The sequence below is a fragment of the Rahnella woolbedingensis genome (assembly GCF_003602095.1).
In the GTDB taxonomy this organism is placed as follows: domain Bacteria; phylum Pseudomonadota; class Gammaproteobacteria; order Enterobacterales; family Enterobacteriaceae; genus Rahnella; species Rahnella woolbedingensis.
Map to the genome: position 1 here is coordinate 1 of NZ_RAHH01000042.1, position 17259 is coordinate 17259.

The 17259-nt window shown below is 52.8% G+C and carries 16 protein-coding genes; 9 read left to right on the plus strand and 7 right to left on the minus strand.

All coding sequences use genetic code 11. From position 1 onward, the window contains the following. Positions 1-115 precede the first annotated feature (115 nt). Entirely contained in the window at positions 116-1369 is a 1254-nt protein-coding gene (gene icd, locus D6C13_RS23370; RefSeq protein ID WP_112291085.1) for an NADP-dependent isocitrate dehydrogenase, read from the minus strand. A gap of 132 nt (positions 1370-1501) precedes the next feature. Here icd and rluE point away from each other — a divergent pair, with 132 nt between their 5' ends. The 6 genes from rluE (at position 1502) to D6C13_RS23400 (ending at position 7061) form a co-directional block, all read left to right on the plus strand. After that, a complete protein-coding gene (gene rluE, locus D6C13_RS23375) occupies positions 1502-2128 on the plus strand; it encodes a 23S rRNA pseudouridine(2457) synthase RluE (RefSeq protein WP_120135058.1) in 627 nt (208 codons plus the stop codon). Further along, on the plus strand, positions 2121-2567 hold the full coding sequence (locus D6C13_RS23380) for an NUDIX hydrolase (RefSeq protein WP_120135059.1): 447 nt from the start codon (positions 2121-2123) through the stop codon (positions 2565-2567). Before rluE ends, D6C13_RS23380 begins: the two co-directional genes overlap by 8 nt. A gap of 287 nt (positions 2568-2854) precedes the next feature. After that, entirely contained in the window at positions 2855-3964 is a 1110-nt protein-coding gene (mnmA, locus tag D6C13_RS23385; protein WP_120135089.1) for a tRNA 2-thiouridine(34) synthase MnmA, read from the plus strand. 190 nt (positions 3965-4154) lie between these two features. Continuing rightward, complete coding sequence (gene hflD / locus D6C13_RS23390; RefSeq protein WP_120135060.1) at positions 4155-4781, plus strand: high frequency lysogenization protein HflD; 627 nt, start codon at positions 4155-4157, stop codon at positions 4779-4781. A 23-nt stretch (positions 4782-4804) separates the two neighbouring features. Beyond that, complete coding sequence (gene purB, locus D6C13_RS23395) at positions 4805-6175, plus strand: adenylosuccinate lyase (RefSeq protein ID WP_120135061.1); 1371 nt, start codon at positions 4805-4807, stop codon at positions 6173-6175. 124 nt (positions 6176-6299) lie between these two features. Beyond that, positions 6300-7061, plus strand: a complete 762-nt coding sequence (locus tag D6C13_RS23400) for a GntR family transcriptional regulator (RefSeq protein ID WP_120135062.1) — start codon at positions 6300-6302, stop codon at positions 7059-7061. Between the two features lie 8 nt (positions 7062-7069). Here the strand turns inward: D6C13_RS23400 and D6C13_RS23405 are convergent, their stop codons facing one another. The 3 genes from D6C13_RS23405 to D6C13_RS23415 all read right to left on the minus strand — a co-directional run bounded on the left by D6C13_RS23405 (position 7070) and on the right by D6C13_RS23415 (position 10387). Then, entirely contained in the window at positions 7070-8041 is a 972-nt protein-coding gene (locus D6C13_RS23405; protein WP_120135063.1) for a PfkB family carbohydrate kinase, read from the minus strand. After that, a complete protein-coding gene (locus tag D6C13_RS23410) occupies positions 8038-9057 on the minus strand; it encodes an ADP-ribosylglycohydrolase family protein (RefSeq protein WP_120135064.1) in 1020 nt (339 codons plus the stop codon). Before D6C13_RS23410 ends, D6C13_RS23405 begins: the two co-directional genes overlap by 4 nt. Positions 9058-9133: 76 nt before the next feature. Beyond that, on the minus strand, positions 9134-10387 hold the full coding sequence (locus tag D6C13_RS23415) for a nucleoside permease (RefSeq protein WP_120135065.1): 1254 nt from the start codon (positions 10385-10387) through the stop codon (positions 9134-9136). Between the two features lie 294 nt (positions 10388-10681). Here D6C13_RS23415 and phoP point away from each other — a divergent pair, with 294 nt between their 5' ends. The 3 genes from phoP (at position 10682) to D6C13_RS23430 (ending at position 14114) form a co-directional block, all read left to right on the plus strand. Then, positions 10682-11356: a two-component system response regulator PhoP gene (gene phoP, locus D6C13_RS23420; RefSeq protein ID WP_120135066.1), complete on the plus strand. Its 675-nt coding sequence runs from the start codon at positions 10682-10684 to the stop codon at positions 11354-11356. A gap of 21 nt (positions 11357-11377) precedes the next feature. Further along, the gene (gene phoQ / locus D6C13_RS23425) at positions 11378-12832 is read left to right on the plus strand and encodes a two-component system sensor histidine kinase PhoQ (protein ID WP_120135067.1); all 1455 of its coding nucleotides are present in this window, start codon (positions 11378-11380) and stop codon (positions 12830-12832) included. Between the two features lie 160 nt (positions 12833-12992). Beyond that, the gene (locus D6C13_RS23430; RefSeq protein ID WP_120135068.1) at positions 12993-14114 is read left to right on the plus strand and encodes a ribosomal protein uL16 3-hydroxylase; all 1122 of its coding nucleotides are present in this window, start codon (positions 12993-12995) and stop codon (positions 14112-14114) included. A gap of 77 nt (positions 14115-14191) precedes the next feature. On the opposite strand, the gene D6C13_RS23435 is transcribed toward D6C13_RS23430, so the two are convergent. The 3 genes from D6C13_RS23435 to cobB all read right to left on the minus strand — a co-directional run bounded on the left by D6C13_RS23435 (position 14192) and on the right by cobB (position 17233). Beyond that, positions 14192-14827 (minus strand): hypothetical protein, encoded by a 636-nt coding sequence (locus D6C13_RS23435; RefSeq protein ID WP_120135069.1) that lies wholly within the window; start codon positions 14825-14827, stop codon positions 14192-14194. A 192-nt stretch (positions 14828-15019) separates the two neighbouring features. Then, complete coding sequence (gene pepT / locus D6C13_RS23440; protein WP_120135070.1) at positions 15020-16249, minus strand: peptidase T; 1230 nt, start codon at positions 16247-16249, stop codon at positions 15020-15022. A gap of 153 nt (positions 16250-16402) precedes the next feature. After that, on the minus strand, positions 16403-17233 hold the full coding sequence (gene cobB / locus D6C13_RS23445) for a Sir2 family NAD+-dependent deacetylase (protein ID WP_120135071.1): 831 nt from the start codon (positions 17231-17233) through the stop codon (positions 16403-16405). Positions 17234-17259: the final 26 nt, after the last annotated feature.

Sequence of the window (17259 nt, forward strand, 5' to 3'; positions counted from 1 at the left end):
AAGGGTCCATGTTGAGCATGAACCCTTTTTACACGAGCCACCGGATCGGTCAACTGATCCTTAAACGATCGGCATTAGGCATAAAGCCTCCGTTGATTGTGCAACAATATCGTAATTACATATTTGCGATCATGTCGTCGGCAAACTCGCTACATTTGCGCAGCTTAGCGCCTTCCATCAGACGTTCGAAATCGTAAGTCACAGTTTTGTTGGCGATAGCGCCTTCCATGCCTTTAACGATCAGGTCTGCGGCTTCGAACCATTCCATATGACGCAGCATCATTTCTGCGGACAGGATGATTGAACCCGGGTTCACTTTGTCCTGACCGGCATATTTCGGTGCAGTACCATGAGTTGCTTCGAACAGTGCACAATCAGAACCGATGTTTGCACCCGGTGCAATACCGATGCCGCCAACCTGCGCCGCCAGGGCGTCGGAGATGTAGTCACCGTTCAGGTTCATACAAGCGATGACGTCGTATTCAGCAGGACGCAGCAGGATTTGTTGCAGGAACGCATCCGCGATTACGTCTTTAATGATGATGTCTTTGCCGTTGTTCGGGTTCTTGATTTTCACCCATGGGCCGCCATCGATCAGTTCTCCGCCGAACTCTTCGCGCGCCAGCTGGTAGCCCCAATCCTTGAAGGCACCTTCGGTGAACTTCATGATGTTGCCTTTGTGAACCAGAGTCAGTGAATCACGATCGTTGGTGATGGTGTATTCAATCGCTGCGCGAACCAGACGTTTGGTCCCTTCTTCGGAGCAAGGTTTGATACCGATACCACAATCTTGTGGGAAACGGATTTTCTTCACGCCCATTTCGTCTTGCAGGAATTTGATCACTTTATCTGCTTCAGCAGAACCGGCTTTCCACTCGATACCTGCATAGATATCTTCAGAGTTTTCACGGAAGATAACCATGTCGGTGTCTTCAGGACGTTTAACCGGGCTTGGTGTGCCGGTGTAATAACGAACCGGACGCAGGCAGATATACAGGTCGAGTTGCTGGCGAAGTGCCACGTTCAGGGAGCGAATGCCGCCGCCAACCGGAGTGGTCAGTGGGCCTTTGATAGCAACACGGTAATCACGGATCAGGTCCAGAGTTTCTTCTGGCAGCCACACGTCCTTGCCGTACAGTTCTACGGATTTCTCGCCGGTGTAGATTTCCATCCAGGAGATTTTACGCTCGCCTTTATAGGCTTTCTGAACAGCCGCATCAACGACTTTGATCATAGCTGGCGTCACGTCAACACCGATGCCATCACCTTCGATAAATGGGATAACAGGATTATTAGGAATGACCAGTTTACCCTGAGCGTCTACTGTAATCTTTTTACCTTCAGCCGGAACAACTACTTTGCTTTCCATTAACCTCTCCTTCGAGCGCATTTTTGTTAAAAATTTGTAAGATGCCGGACGATATTACTCGAATATTTCTCGCTAGCCAATCCGAAACATTTTTCAAGTATAATGCGCTAATTCTCTCTAACTTCAATGCCTATGAACCCGCTATCTTTTAAAAATCACAACGTTAAACGTTTCAGCAAAAGGCCTGCCAAAGAACAATCCGCCCCAAAAGGGCCGAGAAAGGTGATTCTTTTCAATAAACCGTTTGATGTCCTGCCACAATTCACTGATGAAGCAGGTCGGGCGACACTTAAAGATTACATTTCGTTAACAGATGTTTATGCCGCGGGCCGCCTGGATCGCGACAGCGAAGGTTTACTGGTGCTGACCAACGATGGCAAACTGCAGGCTGCGCTGACCCAGCCGGGCAAACGCACCGGAAAAATCTATTATGTTCAGGTCGAAGGCGTTCCGGATGACGCTGCGGTAAAAGCGCTGCGCGAAGGCATCACCTTAAAAGATGGTCCGACATTGCCTGCGGGCGCGGAAATTATCGATGAGCCGGAATGGTTGTGGCCACGTAATCCGCCAATCCGCGAGCGCAAAGCTATCCCGACGGCGTGGTTGAAAATCACGTTATACGAGGGAAGAAACCGTCAGGTGCGCCGCATGACCGCCCATGTCGGATTCCCGACGCTGCGCCTGATCCGCTTCAGTATGGGCGAATACACCCTCGGCGACTTACAACCCGGCCAATGGAAGGAAATTCCACATGTTTAAACCGCACGTTACCGTCGCCTGCATCGTTCAGGCACAGGGAAAGTTTCTGGTTGTCGAAGAAACCATCCACGGAAAAGTCACCTGGAATCAGCCTGCCGGCCATCTCGAAGCCGATGAAACTTTAGTCAGCGCCGCAAAACGTGAGCTGTATGAAGAAACGGATATCTGCGCCGAGCCGCAGTTTTTCCTCGGTTTGCATCAGTGGCAGGCCCCGGACGCCACGCCGTTCCTGCGTTTCGCTTTTGTGATCGACCTGCCTGAAATGCTGGAAACCGCACCCCAGGATGATGATATTGACCGTTGCCGCTGGGTGACTGCCGAAGAAATTATTGGCTCTGCACAACTGCGTTCGCCGCTGGTGGCGGAAAGCATTCGCTGTTACCAGCAGTCGCCGCGTTATCCTCTGGAAATTCTGCACAATTTCAACCTGCCTGAATAAATCCCCCTTCCGGTTGCCGCCTTGCCGTGAATCAGCGATGCAGCAACCGGCCTGACGTGATAAAATTTTGCGCTTCACGATTTACCTCGCGTGAAATTTTAGTAAAGCAGCACCTCTCTGTTCGGGTTTCTGCGGTGTTCGGGTTTCTTTGAAGTTCGGGTTTCTGTGAAATTGAAGTTCGGGTTTCTGTGAAATTTAAGTTGCGCGCGGCCTTCATCCTCGTGGGACAAGCATCAGAAAAAACACCGTCAGTACCGGGCAATTAATTCATGTGTTTCGGGACTATTATGTCTGACAACAGCCAGAAAAAAGTGATCGTCGGGATGTCCGGCGGTGTCGATTCCTCTGTCTCTGCGTACCTTCTGCAACAGCAGGGCTACCAGGTTGAGGGCCTCTTCATGAAAAATTGGGAAGAGGATGACGACGAAGAATATTGCACAGCTGCAACCGACCTCGCTGATGCGCAGGCCGTGTGCGACAAGCTGGGCATTGAACTGCACACCGTGAATTTCGCGGCGGAATATTGGGACAACGTGTTCGAGTTATTCCTTGAGGAATACAAAGCCGGACGCACGCCAAACCCGGATATTCTGTGCAACAAAGAAATCAAATTCAAAGCCTTCCTGGAGTTTGCGGCAGAAGATCTGGGCGCGGATTACATCGCGACCGGCCACTACGTGCGCCGCCAGGATATCGACGGCGTCAGCCATTTGCTGCGCGGCGTTGATGGCAACAAAGATCAGAGCTATTTTCTCTACACGCTCGGTCACGAACAGGTCGCACAAAGCCTGTTTCCGGTCGGTGAACTGGAAAAACCAGAAGTTCGCCGCATCGCCGAAGAACTGGATTTAATCACCGCGAAGAAGAAAGACTCAACCGGCATCTGCTTTATCGGCGAGCGCAAATTCCGTGACTTCCTTGGCCGCTATCTGCCTGCACAACCAGGCGTGATTAAAAGCGTTGACGGTCAGGTGATGGGACAACATCAGGGTCTGATGTACCACACGCTCGGCCAGCGTAAAGGGCTGGGCATCGGCGGCCAGAAAGACGGCAGCGAAGAGCCGTGGTACACGGTGGAAAAGGATGTGGAAAACAACATTCTTTATGTCGCACAAGGTCACGAACATCCGCGCCTGATGAATGTCGGCCTGATTGCCCAGCAGTTGCACTGGGTTGATCGCAAAACGCTGACCGCGCCGCTGACCTGTACGGTGAAAACCCGTTACCGTCAGGAGGATATTTCTTGTGTGGTGACACCGCTGGGGGATGACCGCATCGAGGTGCGTTTTGATGCACCGGTTGCCGCCGTGACACCGGGTCAGTCTGCGGTATTTTATCAGGGTGAAATCTGTCTTGGAGGCGGTATCATCGAACAGCGCCTGCCGCTTCAGGCCTGATACGCGGTAAATATATCGTTGAATACGGGACGCTTTCGGGCGTCCCGCGTTATTTCTGCCCGACTATGACGCCCTGCACTGATTCCGAACTGTGTTTAGAGGCAGTTTTATGGCATGATCTGTCGCCATGAATTTGGGCTATTTCATTGTCACTGCGTCTCATCGTTTCAAAACGCTTACAGGAGTAAACGTGGCTAAAAATTATTACGACATTACGCTGGCTTTGGCGGGGATCTGTCAGGCAGCGCGCCTGGTTCAGCAACTGGCGCACGAAGGCCATTGCTCACAGGAAGAAATGTCAGTGTCACTGCGCAGCCTGCTGGAGATGAATCCGGCCTCAACGCTGGCAGTTTACGGTAATAATGAAGCCAATTTGAAGATGGGACTGGAGACACTGCTGGGTGTGCTGAACGCCAACCGTCAGGGGCCGGGCGCTGAGTTAACGCGTTACGCACTGAGCCTGATGTTGCTGGAACGTAAGCTCTATGCCAATAAAGCCGCCATGAATCAGCTAGGTGAACGTATCGATCAGCTAGACCGCCAGCTGGCGCATTTCGAGCTGGAATCCGAAACGATGATTAGCTCCCTGGCCTCGATTTATGTCGATGTGGTCAGCCCGGTCGGTCCGCGCATTCAGGTCACCGGTTCACCGGCCATTTTACAAAACACGCAGGTTCAGGCCAAAGTTCGCGCCATTTTACTCGCCGGTATCCGTTCTGCGGTGCTGTGGCACCAGGTTGGCGGTGGCCGCCTGCAACTGATGTTTTCCCGTAATCGCTTGTTTGAACAGGCGAAAAATATTCTCGCTCATTGTTAATAAGATCCCAGGAGTTGCTACCGATGGAATTATCCTCACTGACCGCCGTTTCCCCCGTTGATGGACGCTACGGTGATAAAGTCAGCGCGCTGCGTACTATTTTCAGCGAATTTGGCCTGCTGAAATTCCGTGTGCAGGTTGAAGTACGTTGGCTGCAAAAACTGGCAGCCTGTGCAGAAATCAAGGAAGTTCCTGCTTTTGATGCCGACGCAAACGCTTTCCTCGACCAGATCGTGGCGAATTTTGATGTTAATGACGCTCAGCGCATTAAAGATATCGAAAAAACCACCAACCACGACGTCAAAGCGGTTGAGTATTTCCTGAAAGAAAAAGTAGCCGCCATCCCTGCCCTGCACGCGGTGTCTGAATTCATTCACTTCGCCTGTACTTCTGAAGACATCAATAACCTGTCCCACGCGCTGATGCTGCAAACTGCACGTCAGGACGTTGTGCTGCCTTACTGGAAGCAGATTATTGATGCCGTGAAAGGTCTGGCGCACAAGTACCGCGATATTCCGCTGCTGTCCCGTACCCACGGCCAGCCTGCGACGCCATCCACTATCGGTAAAGAGCTGGCAAACGTCGCTTACCGTATGGATCGCCAGTTCAAGCAGTTGCAAAACGTCGAAATCCTCGGCAAAATCAACGGCGCTGTTGGCAACTACAATGCTCACATTGTGGCGTACCCGGAAGTGAACTGGCACCAGTTCAGCGAAGAATTCGTGACCTCTCTGGGCGTGACCTGGAACCCGTACACCACACAGATCGAGCCGCATGACTACATCGCCGAACTGTTTGACTGCGTGGCGCGTTTCAACACCATCCTGATCGACTTCGACCGCGATATCTGGGGTTACATCGCCCTGAACCATTTCAAACAACGCACCATCGCTGGCGAAATTGGTTCTTCCACCATGCCGCACAAAGTCAACCCGATCGACTTCGAAAACTCCGAAGGCAACCTGGGTCTGTCCAACGCCGTATTGCAGCATCTGGCCAGCAAACTGCCGGTTTCCCGCTGGCAGCGTGACCTGACGGATTCCACCGTGCTGCGTAACCTCGGCGTGGGTCTGGGCTACGCGCTGATCGCGTATCAGGCGACCATGAAAGGCGTCAGCAAGCTGGAAGTGAACGAAGCGAATCTGGCCAACGAACTGGATCACAACTGGGAAGTGCTGGCTGAGCCAATCCAGACCGTGATGCGTCGTTACGGCATCGAAAAACCCTACGAGAAACTGAAAGAACTGACCCGTGGCAAGCGTGTAGACGCCGCAGGTATGCAGGCCTTTATCGATTCTCTGGAATTACCGGAAGAAGAGAAAGTGCGCCTGAAAGCCATGACGCCGGGCAACTACATCGGTCGCGCCACCACCATGGTTGACGAACTGAAGTAAGTTTTAACCCTGCACGTCAAAAGGCGACCTCCGGGTCGCCTTTGTTTTTTCTGCGTAAAATGTCACTGCAAAAAATCTGCTTCCCTCTAAAATAGACCCCCTTACTGCAATCCGGAACACGCCAATGAGCATGGACACCAACCAGCAGGTGCTGGAAAAACTGAAAACCGATCTGGCTCAGGCTGGCACCCAGCCGTTGTATCTGTGCTTTAACGAATCGGTGCGGCAGGCGCTGGAAAGCGGGATTTTGCAGGACGGAGATTTTCTGCCGAGCGAACGTCAGTTCACCGAAGCGTTAGGGATTTCACGTATCACCGTGCGCAAAGCGCTGGCGAAACTGGAGGAAGACGGCCACATCGGGCGCTCGCGCGGTTATGGCACGTTCATCCGGAAAACCGCAGAAGCCAAGCTGGAGTATTCACTGGCCGGGGTAAAAGGGTTCTCGCGGGAAGTGATGTTGCAGGGCCGCAAACCGGATACGTTGTGGATCAGCCGTGACCAGATTGCCGCTTCGGCGCTGATTGCCAGCAAACTGGCGCTCACCGAAGGCACTCTCGTTTATATGCTCAAACGTATTCACTATATCGACAGCCGACCGATGTCCGTCGCGATTTCCTACGTCGTTCAAAGCGCGATTGATGATGTGCAGGATATCGGCGTCTCGCTTTATGATTATTTCAGTCGCAATAATATCGAACTGGGCGCGCTGCAAAGCCGCGTCAGTGCCGCAATGAGCGATGCCGACACCTTGCAGGCTTTACAGCTGAGCGAGCCGATGCCGCTGCTTATCATCAAACAAACGCTGTTCGACGGGCAAAACCGGCCGATTGAATACAGCGAAAGTTTTTGCCGCAGCGACATGTACGAGTTCGTCAGCGAAGACTGACCCCGCGGTTAATCCGCACTGCCCAGTGAATCCGCCAGTTGCGCCAGCGTCGGGGCGCAGTCGCCACCGGTTCTTGATACCACATACGCCGCCACGCAGTTTGCCAGCGTCATGCTTTGCCAGTGCGTCAGCCCTAGGGAAAGCCCCGCCAGCAAACCGGCGCAATGACTGTCGCCCGCGCCAATGCTGTCGGCCACGGTAATTTTACGTGCCCCAATCCAGCCACAATCCTGCGCAGCCGCATAGTAATAGCTCCCCTGCTCACCACAACGTAATACCACCAGCTCACGGGTTTTATGGTGCAGTTCACGACAAAACGCCTGCGCATCGCCGGTAAAGCCAAGCATGGTAGCTTCGCGCTCATTGAGCGTCAGAATGACGCCGGGACGGATAAGCCGGTCAATTCGCTCCTGCGCCAGCACATCCAGACGCGGACCGAAATCCACCACCACGCGGACCGCCTCCGGTAAGGCATCGAGCCAGTCGATCAGCACCGTTCCCTGTTTCGCACCCAGCTGATAACCGGAAACATACACCAGTCCGTTTTCCGGTGTAGCCTGCGACAGCCATTCCGGCTGCCACTGATTCTCTATACCGTCGACTGAGATAAACGTCCGCTCGCCGTCCGGTTCCACCAGCGCCAGACACCAGCCGTTATCCGCCCCGCTCACCTGCAAATCGGACACAATATCCCGCGCCGCCATTTCACGGCGCAGGCGATCGCTCCACATCCCTTCGCCCACCGGCAGCAGATTGCAGCTGTGAATACCCAGCTGTTTCAGCCCGAGCGCAATATTCAGCGCACAGCCACCGAGGTGAAATCCGGTCACGCTGGCGGCGATATCCCCGCCGCGTTCCGGCAGCGCATCGGCTTTAGCGACCATATCCATTACCGCCGCGCCAATCACCATCACCGGCGTTTGCTGATGCCAGTCGCCCTGGGTCAGGGTTTGCAATAATTCACGATGCTCATGGCTCATTCGGCCTCCTGTGCCTGCTGGCGAAAGCGCCGGAAGGCATCGCTGTAGCGCGTCATGTCCTGAGGATTCACGCGTTTCAGCTCGTCCAGCCACTCTTTCTTAAATACTTCTATGCCGTTTAACGCACCACAAATCGCGGTCGCCATCGCGCCGATGGTGTCGGTATCACCGCCCAGATTGGCGCACAATACCGCGCACTGGTTCGGACAGGTTCCGGCCAGTTCAACCATCGCCAGCGCCGCCGGAACGGATTCGATGGTACTGACCCCCGCGCCAACCAGCTGATACACCGCTTCGGATGCCTGCTCAGTACCCTGCGATTTCGCGACCGTGGCAAAGGCCAGTTCAATACGTGCGCCCAGCGATGCGCTGAAGGTGGTGGACTTGCGGGTTTGGGCATATTTAGCCACATCCGGCAGCGCGAGTTTGATTTCCTGCCAGCTGGCACCTTCAATGGCGCGAGATACCGCCCAGGCAATGACCACCGCACCGGCCACCGCGATATCCGATTTGTGCGTCGGGCTGGACGCCAGCCAGACCTGTTCGCAGAAATTCTCCAGCGGAGCCGAAGGCAGCACGCAGCCCAGCGGAGAAACGCGCATCGCCGCGCCGTTGGTGACACCGTTGTTTTCCAACTCGCTGATGGCCACGCCTTTCTTCTGCTCAGCCAGCGCCACTTTGGAACTCGGGCCGAGGATGTTTTTATTGAACGCATCGAAGCTGTCCACCCAGCGGATCACGTTGCGGGCAATCAACTCCGGCACCACTTTACCGTCGGCTTCCAGCAGTGCATCGGCCAGTGCCAGAGCCATCGAGGTGTCATCGGTAAACTGCGCAGCCTTGAAATAACAGGCGGCGTTGTTTTCCGCCGGGCCGTCCATGAAACGGTCAATCCAGCCGAAGTGTTTTTTAACGCGTTCACGCGGCCAGAGTTCCGATGGCATTCCCAGCGCATCGCCCAGCATTTGTCCGTACAACGCGCCGAGCATGCGGCTTTCAGGGCTTAGCTGTGTCATGGTAAATCTCCCGATATCAATTGGATGGCGGGCAGCCTGCCCGCCTGAAGTTTATAAAACTGAAGTTAAAAACAGATCAGGACGAAGCGGACAAACTGACCGGCGTGATGGTTTTACTGCGTTCACGGAAGAACAACAGGAACAGCAGCATGACGCCCACCACCATCACGGCACCCACGCCCCAGACGGCAAACCAGTCAAAGGTCATGCCATTTTTCGGCGTACTTAGCGCAAAGGTAGTCATCGCACGTCCGCCCAGCCAGTTGCCGATGAAACTGCCAAGCCCCTGACAAATCAGCGTGATCAGGCCCTGCGCAGCGGTTCGCATGTGCGGTGGCGCCTTTTTATCAACGTAGATGTAGCCGGTGACGAAATAGAAATCGTAGCTGACGCCGTGCAGCAGGATGCCGAGGAACAACATGCTGTAAGCCCAGACATCCGCCGTGCCACCGTAGATGAAGAACACGTAACGGATAGCCGCGGTGACAAAACCCAGCATCAGGACTTTTTTGATGCCAAAGCGTTTGAGCAGGAACGGCAGCGCCAGCATGGCAAAGATTTCAGACACCTGACCGAGCGTCATCCAGCCAGTGGCATTTGGCAGGCCAACCTGTGTCAGATAACCGTTGGCGAACTGGTAATAAAACGCCAGCGGCATGCAGAACAAAAACGAGCACAGCGCGAAAATGGCAAACGAGCGGTCTTTGAGTAATCCCAGCGCATTCAGGCCGAACAGCGCTTTGATATCTACCGGCCCTTTGCCTTTCGCCGGAGTATCCGGCAGCCAGAAGCTGTAAACGCCCAGGGCGAATGACGCTATTGCAGTGATCCACAGCGGCAGATTACTGTCGGAAATATTGCCCATACCGAGTAATGGCGGCAGCACAAAGCCGATCACCAGACCGGCGGCTATCCAGCCCAGCGTGCCGAGCACGCGAATGCGCGGAAAATCTTTTTCGGTATCACCGATATTGGCGAAGGCGATGCTGTTGGTCAGCGCGACGGTCGGCATATAGGTGATGGCGTAAACCACCAGCAGCGGGAAGAAAGAAGAAAATTCGGTTTGCAGGGCGATAAAACACATCAGTACGCCGCCAGCCAGCAGCAGCCAGGCCAATACTTTTTGCGCAGCAAAGTAGCGGTCAGCGATGACCCCGACCAGCACCGGCGAAAGAATGGCGGCAATCGCCGTACTGCTGTAAGACCAGGCGATCTCCGACGGACTAAAACCCAGCTTATTGAGATATTGCCAGAGAGGCACAAACCATGCCCCCCAGATAAACCACTCAATAAACATCATTACGGACAGCTTCAGATGGGTACGTTTCATTATTATATCCTTGCTGAATGGGAAACCCGCGCGGTGCCCTGGCACCAAAAGCAGCGGATGAAATCAAGTATTCAAGATACCTTTATAATACCTTAATAGTACCTTTGATTTTTATCAGAGATCAAAATCACAATTTATGCTTCTGCCCGCAAAAGACGTTTATAATTCGTTTAGGTTCTGTTGATGTTTGTCAGCCCGATGTTGAACCGGGGTTGATTCAAATTTTTCAGGATCCTATAGACTTAACCGCAGAAAATTATGTCCTGTCCCGCGTACTGAGAATAAGGAATTATTATGCGCATTTTAGTCATTGAAGATAACGCACTGCTACGTCATCACCTTTCAGTACAGTTGCGGGAAATGGGCCATCAGGTGGATGCGGCGGAAGATGCCAAAGAAGCTGACTACTTTTTGCATGAACATGCGCCGGATATCGCGATTGTCGATCTGGGTCTGCCGGGCGAAGACGGACTGAGTCTGATCCGCCGCTGGCGCAGTCATCAGACAAATTTGCCGATTCTGGTGCTGACCGCCCGCGAAAGCTGGCAGGATAAAGTCGCTGTGCTCGAAGCCGGTGCGGATGATTACGTCACCAAACCTTTCCATCTTGAAGAAGTGCTGGCGCGTATGCAGGCCCTGATGCGCCGTAACAGCGGCCTCGCCTCGCAGGTCATTTCCCTTCAGCCTTTCCAGATTGACTTGTCCCGCCGCGAACTGACCGTTAACGAACAGCCGATTAAACTGACTGCGTTCGAATATACGATTATCGAAACGCTTATCCGCAACGCCGGAAAAGTCGTCAGCAAAGATTCGCTGATGCTTCAGCTTTATCCGGATGCCGAACTGCGCGAGAGCCACACCGTGGATGTGCTGATGGGACGGTTGCGTAAAAAATTACAGGCTGAACACCCGGTTGATGTCATTACCACCGTCCGTGGTCAGGGTTACCGTTTCGACATCCGCCCGTAAATCAGCAAGAAAGGACGCGCCATGAAAGGACGTACCAAAAAACCCTTCTCCCTTCGCGTCCGTTTTATGATGGCGACCGCGGCGGTCGTTCTCGCGCTGTCGCTGGCCTACGGGCTGGTGGCGGTCGTCGGTTATATGGTGAGTTTTGATAAAACAGCCTACCGTTTGCTGCGCGGCGAAAGCAATCTGTTCTTCAGCCTGGCGCAGTGGCGCGACGGCAAACTGACCATCAACGTTCCTCCTGATTTGGATCTCAACACGCCGACGCTGGTGTTTATTTATGACGCCGACGGAAAACTGTTATGGGCAGAGCGCCGTATTCCTGAACTGGAAGCGCACATCGATAAAGCCTGGATGAATAAACCGGGCTTTTACGAACTGGATACCGATACACAAATCAGCAGCGAAGTACTGGGCAATAACCCGCAAGCGCAAAACAAACTCAAAAGCTACGACGATACCGACGCCAACGCGATGACCCACTCCATTGCGGTTAACACGTATAACGCGACGGCGCGCCTGCCGGCACTGAACATTGTGGTGGTGGATACTATTCCCCAAGAACTACAGCGTTCTGATCTGGTCTGGGAATGGTTCAGCTATGTCCTGCTGGCGAATTTACTGTTAGTCGTGCCGCTGTTATGGCTGGCGGCTTACTGGAGCCTGCGCCCCATCAAAGAAGTTATTCATCAGGTTGCACAGCTGGAATCCCACGAGCGGGAGCTGCTGGATGAAAATCCACCCCGCGAGTTGCGCGGGCTGGTGCGTAACCTGAATATTTTGCTGCACAGCGAGCGTGGCCGCTATGACCGTTATCGCACCACGTTGGCGGATCTTACGCACAGTCTGAAAACCCCGCTGGCAGTTTTGCAATCCACCCTGCGCGCACTGCGTAATGGCAAGCAGATGACCATCGAGGAAGCTGAGCCGGTGATGCTTGAGCAAATCAGCCGTATTTCGCAGCAGATTGGTTACTACCTGCATCGCGCCACCCTACGTTCAGAACAGAATCTGCTGATCCGCGAAGTGCATTCCGTACCGGCGATCCTCGACGGATTATGCTCGGCACTCAATAAGGTTTATCAGCGCAAAGGCGTGGTGATCACCGTCGATATTTCGCCGGAAATCACCTTTGTCGGCGAAAAAAATGATTTCATGGAAGTTATGGGCAACGTCATAGATAACGCCTGTAAATACTGTCTGGAGTTCGTCGAAATCAGCGCCGTTCATACCGAACATGAGCTGGTGATTTTGATTGAAGATGACGGTCCCGGTATTCCCGAAAGCAAACGCGAGGTGATTTTCCAGCGCGGTCAGCGGGCAGATACCTTACGCCCCGGACAAGGTCTGGGACTTTCACTGGCTAACGACATTATCGAACAGTACGACGGCAAAATTATCATCGGCGACAGCCCGCTCGGCGGCGCCAGTATGCGTGTCTGTTTTGGCCTGCAACAAGGCATCGAACTGGAGTAAGGTTTTACCCGTCCATTTTGTCAGCAAATTTCGGCGCAATCTTAAGCATAGTGCGAAATTTGCTGGCAATTGCCCAACTCAGCCGCAACACCTTCCGTTATAATCATTTACAGACAGTCCTCTTCCTTATCCACCCTCCTTTTAATGCAAGGGAAATACTATGGATTACCAACTCGACCTAGACTGGAATGATTTCCTGCAGCGTTACTGGCAAAAACGTCCTATCGTGTTAAAACGCGGCTTTAAAAATTTCGTCGATCCTATCTCGCCTGACGAACTGGCAGGACTGGCGATGGAAAATGAGGTGGACAGCCGTCTGGTGAGCAATCACGACGGTAAATGGAATGTCAGCCATGGGCCTTTTGAAAGTTACGATCATCTGGGCGAAACCGGCTGGTCAGTACTGGTTCAGGCGGTCGATCACTGGCACGAGCCCTCTTCTCATCTGATGACGCCGTTCCGCCATATCCCGGACTGGCGTATGGATGACCTGATGATTTCCTTCTCGGTTCCGGGTGGCGGCGTGGGTCCGCATCTGGATCAGTATGACGTATTTATTATTCAGGGTACCGGCCGCCGCCGCTGGCGTGTTGGCGAAAAAGTCGCCATGAAACAGCATTGTCCGCATCCGGATTTGCTTCAGGTGGAACCGTTCGAGGCGATTATTGATGAGGAGCTGGAACCGGGCGATATCGTTTATATTCCGCCGGGCTTCCCACATGACGGCTATTCGCTGGAAAACTCCCTTAACTATTCAGTCGGTTTCCGTGCGCCAAATGCTCGTGAAATGGTCAGTGGTTTCGCTGATTACGTGCTTTCGCGAGAACTCGGCAGCCACCGTTACAGTGATCCTGAACTGACCGAACGTGAACATCCGGCCGAAGTGCAGCCCGCGGAACTGGATAAACTGCGCGGCATGATGCTGGACTTAATTGGTAAGCCCGCCCATTTCAACAGCTGGTTTGGCGAGTTTATCTCCCAGTCGCGTCATGAACTGGATCTGGCACCGCCGGAACCGCCTTATCAGGCCGGTGAAATTTATGAGCTGCTGGAATCCGGTGAAACGCTGGAACGTCTGGGCGGTCTGCGCATGCTGCGCGTGGGCGATACCTGTTACGTGAACGGTGAACCGATGACCACGGAACATATCGGCGCGGTGGATGCGATTGCGCGTCACAAAACCGTGACCAAAGAAATGCTGGGCGAGGCGCTGGACGATCCTTCCTTCCTGGCGCTGCTGTCTGCACTGGTTAACAGCGGGTATTGGTACTTCAACGACTGATATTGATAAACAGATAAGGGCATTCAGATGCCCTTATTTATTTTGTTCTTGTTTATTTTATTCTTGCTTATAAAAAATTAGCGTAAACGAAATGCTATTTTAAAAGGGTTCAAGTTTCGGGTTTTCGCTGACATTCTTATTTTCACAGCCTTATTATTATCTCGTAAGAGATTACAAATAACAGCAATACGTTTAGGCGTAAAGACGTAAAAATCACCATCCAGTATCCCGAACACCCGATGCCTGAGCGGGGAATTAATTAAACCAGATTTCAATACCCTGCCCACTATATTTGCACAGTTCTTTGAGAGTATCTGGAATGAGGGGGATGCTTTTGAATGGCAAATTTCCCGCCATGCCTGCAGCATTGCCGCTTCATCGAGAGATTTCAGACCATAAATGACATCCGGCTCACAGGCTTCTCTTTCACAATCTAGTTCATACCCGGTTGAGGGTCTGGCAGGGTATTTCCTGAAGAGAATTTTGTTGTCTTCGAACTGCGGCCACCAGCTGACATAAGTGCTTTCATGAGCAATCGGACCAATAAACATTGCCGCATGACCAATACTCCCGTCTCCGGGATACCAGATAAATACCCATGCGTTAATTACCTGATTAAAATCGACGAAAGCCGTTCTTTGCTTAACAAACTCTCTGATCCCATCTACTGTCTGCAACCTGGCCACTGTTCGTTCTGTCTGTGCTGTTTCCACTTAATCTCTCCATAATTAACATGCCAAAATTATGACATTGATGGAGGCGTAAATATAATGTCATTAATGAATAGGGATAATATTAATATTGATGGGGGTTATCATTGATATTCAGATAATGTGTCAGTCATCTCTGAATATCATTTATAAACACCCCCGACTTTAATAATAAATCCGGGGTGTTTAATCAGCTTATTTCGATTTCTCTGCTGTGAGCTCAGCAATACGCATAATCACTGCCACCGCTTTTTCCATTCCTTCCAGCGTCACGAACTCGTGTTTGCCGTGGAAGTTATAGCCGCCGGTGAAAATATTCGGGCAGGGCAATCCGCGGAACGAAAGTTGCGCGCCATCGGTGCCGCCGCGAATAGGCTTCATGACCGGCTCAATATCGCAATCTTTCATCGCCTGCTGCGCCAGCGCAATAATGTGCGGATGCTGCGCCACTTTATCGCGCATGTTGTAGTAGTGATCGTCGAGCGTCACTTCGATATAGCAATCGCGATGCAGGCCTTTTCCGACCAGGTGCGCGACATCAATAATTTTTTGCTTACGGGCTTCGAACTGGGTTTTGTCGAAATCACGGATGATATAATGCATTTCCGCGCGTTCTACGTTGCCCTTGATGGTCGTCAGATGGTAGAAACCTTCGTAACCCTCGGTATTCTCTGGCGTTTCCGCAGCAGGCAGCTCGTTGTGAAAACGCGTCGCCAGTGACAGCGCATTCACCATCACGCCTTTGGCACTGCCCGGATGGACATTATTACCGACAATTTTGATGGTGGCTGACGCCGCGTTGAAGTTCTCAAACTCCAGCTCCCCCACTCCGCCACCGTCGACGGTGTAAGCCCACTGCGCGCCAAAAGCAGGGATATCAAAACTCTGTGCACCTTTGCCGATTTCTTCATCCGGCGTGAAGGCAATGCGCACCGGCCCGTGCGGAATATTGCTGTTTTTGAGGCGCACCATCGCGGTAATAATTTCCGCGATACCGGATTTATCATCTGACCCGAGCAGGGTTTTACCGTCGGTGGTAATAATTGTGTGGCCGAGTAACTGATGCAGAACCGGAAACATCACCGGCGATAAAATTTCGTCGCCATTGCCCAGCGCGATATCACCACCGCGATAATTTTCCACAATTTGCGGATTTACGTGTTTGGCCGTGAAGTCAGGCGCGGTATCCAGATGAGAAATAAACCCAATCACCGGCACTTTCCAGGCGACATTCCCCGGCAGTGTCGCCATCACGCAGCCTTTATCGCTGAGAGTGACGTCTGAAAACCCCAGTTCAGTCAGCTCATTACGCAAAGCCTGCGCCAGTCGGGTTTGTCCTTCTGTGCTGGGCGTATGTCTGACATTGGGTTTAGATTGGGTATCGAAAGAAACATAGTGAAGAAAACGATCAAGCAACTTGTTCATTTGGGTATCCTCTGGCGGCTGGGTTTTATTATGCGCAGCATGAAAACCGTGAATATTGCGTCAGGTCAGTTTTCGCCAAGTTTAACGAGATATGTCTAAGGGACAGGCGCACTTTTTCGCTTTACGGGCACCAGACCGAAAAAAAAGCCCGGTCTATGACCAGGCTTCGTCTTTCTTCGTCAGAAACTTATGAACAAATTCCGGCACGACCTGGCTCGCCAGACCGTAATGCTTCATATCAAATTCGCTTTCGACCTGGCTTGGCTCAAGATTCAGCTCAACCGCACAGGCACCCCCGATACGCGCTTCGTGAACAAACCCGGCAGCCGGATAAACATGGCCGGACGTGCCAATCGCCACGAAGAAGTCAGCTTTCGCCAGCGCGTCGTAAATCTCGTCCATGCCAAATGGCATTTCACCGAACCAGACAATGTGCGGGCGCAGCGGCGCGGGGAACTGGCAGCAATGACAGCGGTCATCAACACTCAGGTCGCCTGGCCAGTCCAGCACCTGACCCGACCGGGTGCAGCGCACTTTCAGCAGTTCACCATGCATATGAATCACGCGGGAACTCCCGGCGCGTTCATGCAAGTTATCAATGTTCTGCGTCACCAGCAGGAAGTTGTCGCCGAGCGCTTCTTCCAGCGTCGCCAGCGCATAATGCGCGGCGTTCGGTTTGAGATCATCGGCCTGCAACTGGCGGCGGCGTTCATTATAAAAACGCTGCACCAGTTCCGGATCCCGGCGATAACCTTCCGGCGTCGCCACGTCCTCGACACGATGTTCTTCCCACAAACCGTCTGCGGCGCGGAACGTGCGGATGCCCGATTCAGCGGAAATCCCGGCACCGGTCAGCACCACCACAAATGGCTTTTTCAGTGAAGCCGCAGCCATTGAGTCACGGTGGAAAATATTCGACCGGAAACGCTGATGGCGAATACGTTTGTTTTTGCGAAACCGACACAGACGATGACGTGTGCGCATGAAGTGCTCCTTACTCTCTGTGTCTG

Excerpts from the sequence above, each read along its gene's own strand:
- phoQ (WP_120135067.1), top strand. The coding sequence starts at position 11,378 with ATGAAAGGACGTACCAAAAAACCCTTCTCCCTTCGCGTCCGTTTTATG.
- phoP (WP_120135066.1), top strand. The coding sequence starts at position 10,682 with ATGCGCATTTTAGTCATTGAAGATAACGCACTGCTACGTCATCACCTT.
- cobB (WP_120135071.1), bottom strand. The coding sequence starts at position 17,233 with ATGCGCACACGTCATCGTCTGTGTCGGTTTCGCAAAAACAAACGTATT.
- D6C13_RS23410 (WP_120135064.1), bottom strand. The coding sequence starts at position 9,057 with ATGACACAGCTAAGCCCTGAAAGCCGCATGCTCGGCGCGTTGTACGGA.
- pepT (WP_120135070.1), bottom strand. The coding sequence starts at position 16,249 with ATGAACAAGTTGCTTGATCGTTTTCTTCACTATGTTTCTTTCGATACC.
- D6C13_RS23400 (WP_120135062.1), top strand. The coding sequence starts at position 6,300 with ATGAGCATGGACACCAACCAGCAGGTGCTGGAAAAACTGAAAACCGAT.
- D6C13_RS23430 (WP_120135068.1), top strand. The coding sequence starts at position 12,993 with ATGGATTACCAACTCGACCTAGACTGGAATGATTTCCTGCAGCGTTAC.
- D6C13_RS23405 (WP_120135063.1), bottom strand. The coding sequence starts at position 8,041 with ATGAGCCATGAGCATCGTGAATTATTGCAAACCCTGACCCAGGGCGAC.
- mnmA (WP_120135089.1), top strand. The coding sequence starts at position 2,855 with ATGTCTGACAACAGCCAGAAAAAAGTGATCGTCGGGATGTCCGGCGGT.
- D6C13_RS23380 (WP_120135059.1), top strand. The coding sequence starts at position 2,121 with ATGTTTAAACCGCACGTTACCGTCGCCTGCATCGTTCAGGCACAGGGA.
- rluE (WP_120135058.1), top strand. The coding sequence starts at position 1,502 with ATGAACCCGCTATCTTTTAAAAATCACAACGTTAAACGTTTCAGCAAA.
- D6C13_RS23415 (WP_120135065.1), bottom strand. The coding sequence starts at position 10,387 with ATGAAACGTACCCATCTGAAGCTGTCCGTAATGATGTTTATTGAGTGG.
- purB (WP_120135061.1), top strand. The coding sequence starts at position 4,805 with ATGGAATTATCCTCACTGACCGCCGTTTCCCCCGTTGATGGACGCTAC.
- icd (WP_112291085.1), bottom strand. The coding sequence starts at position 1,369 with ATGGAAAGCAAAGTAGTTGTTCCGGCTGAAGGTAAAAAGATTACAGTA.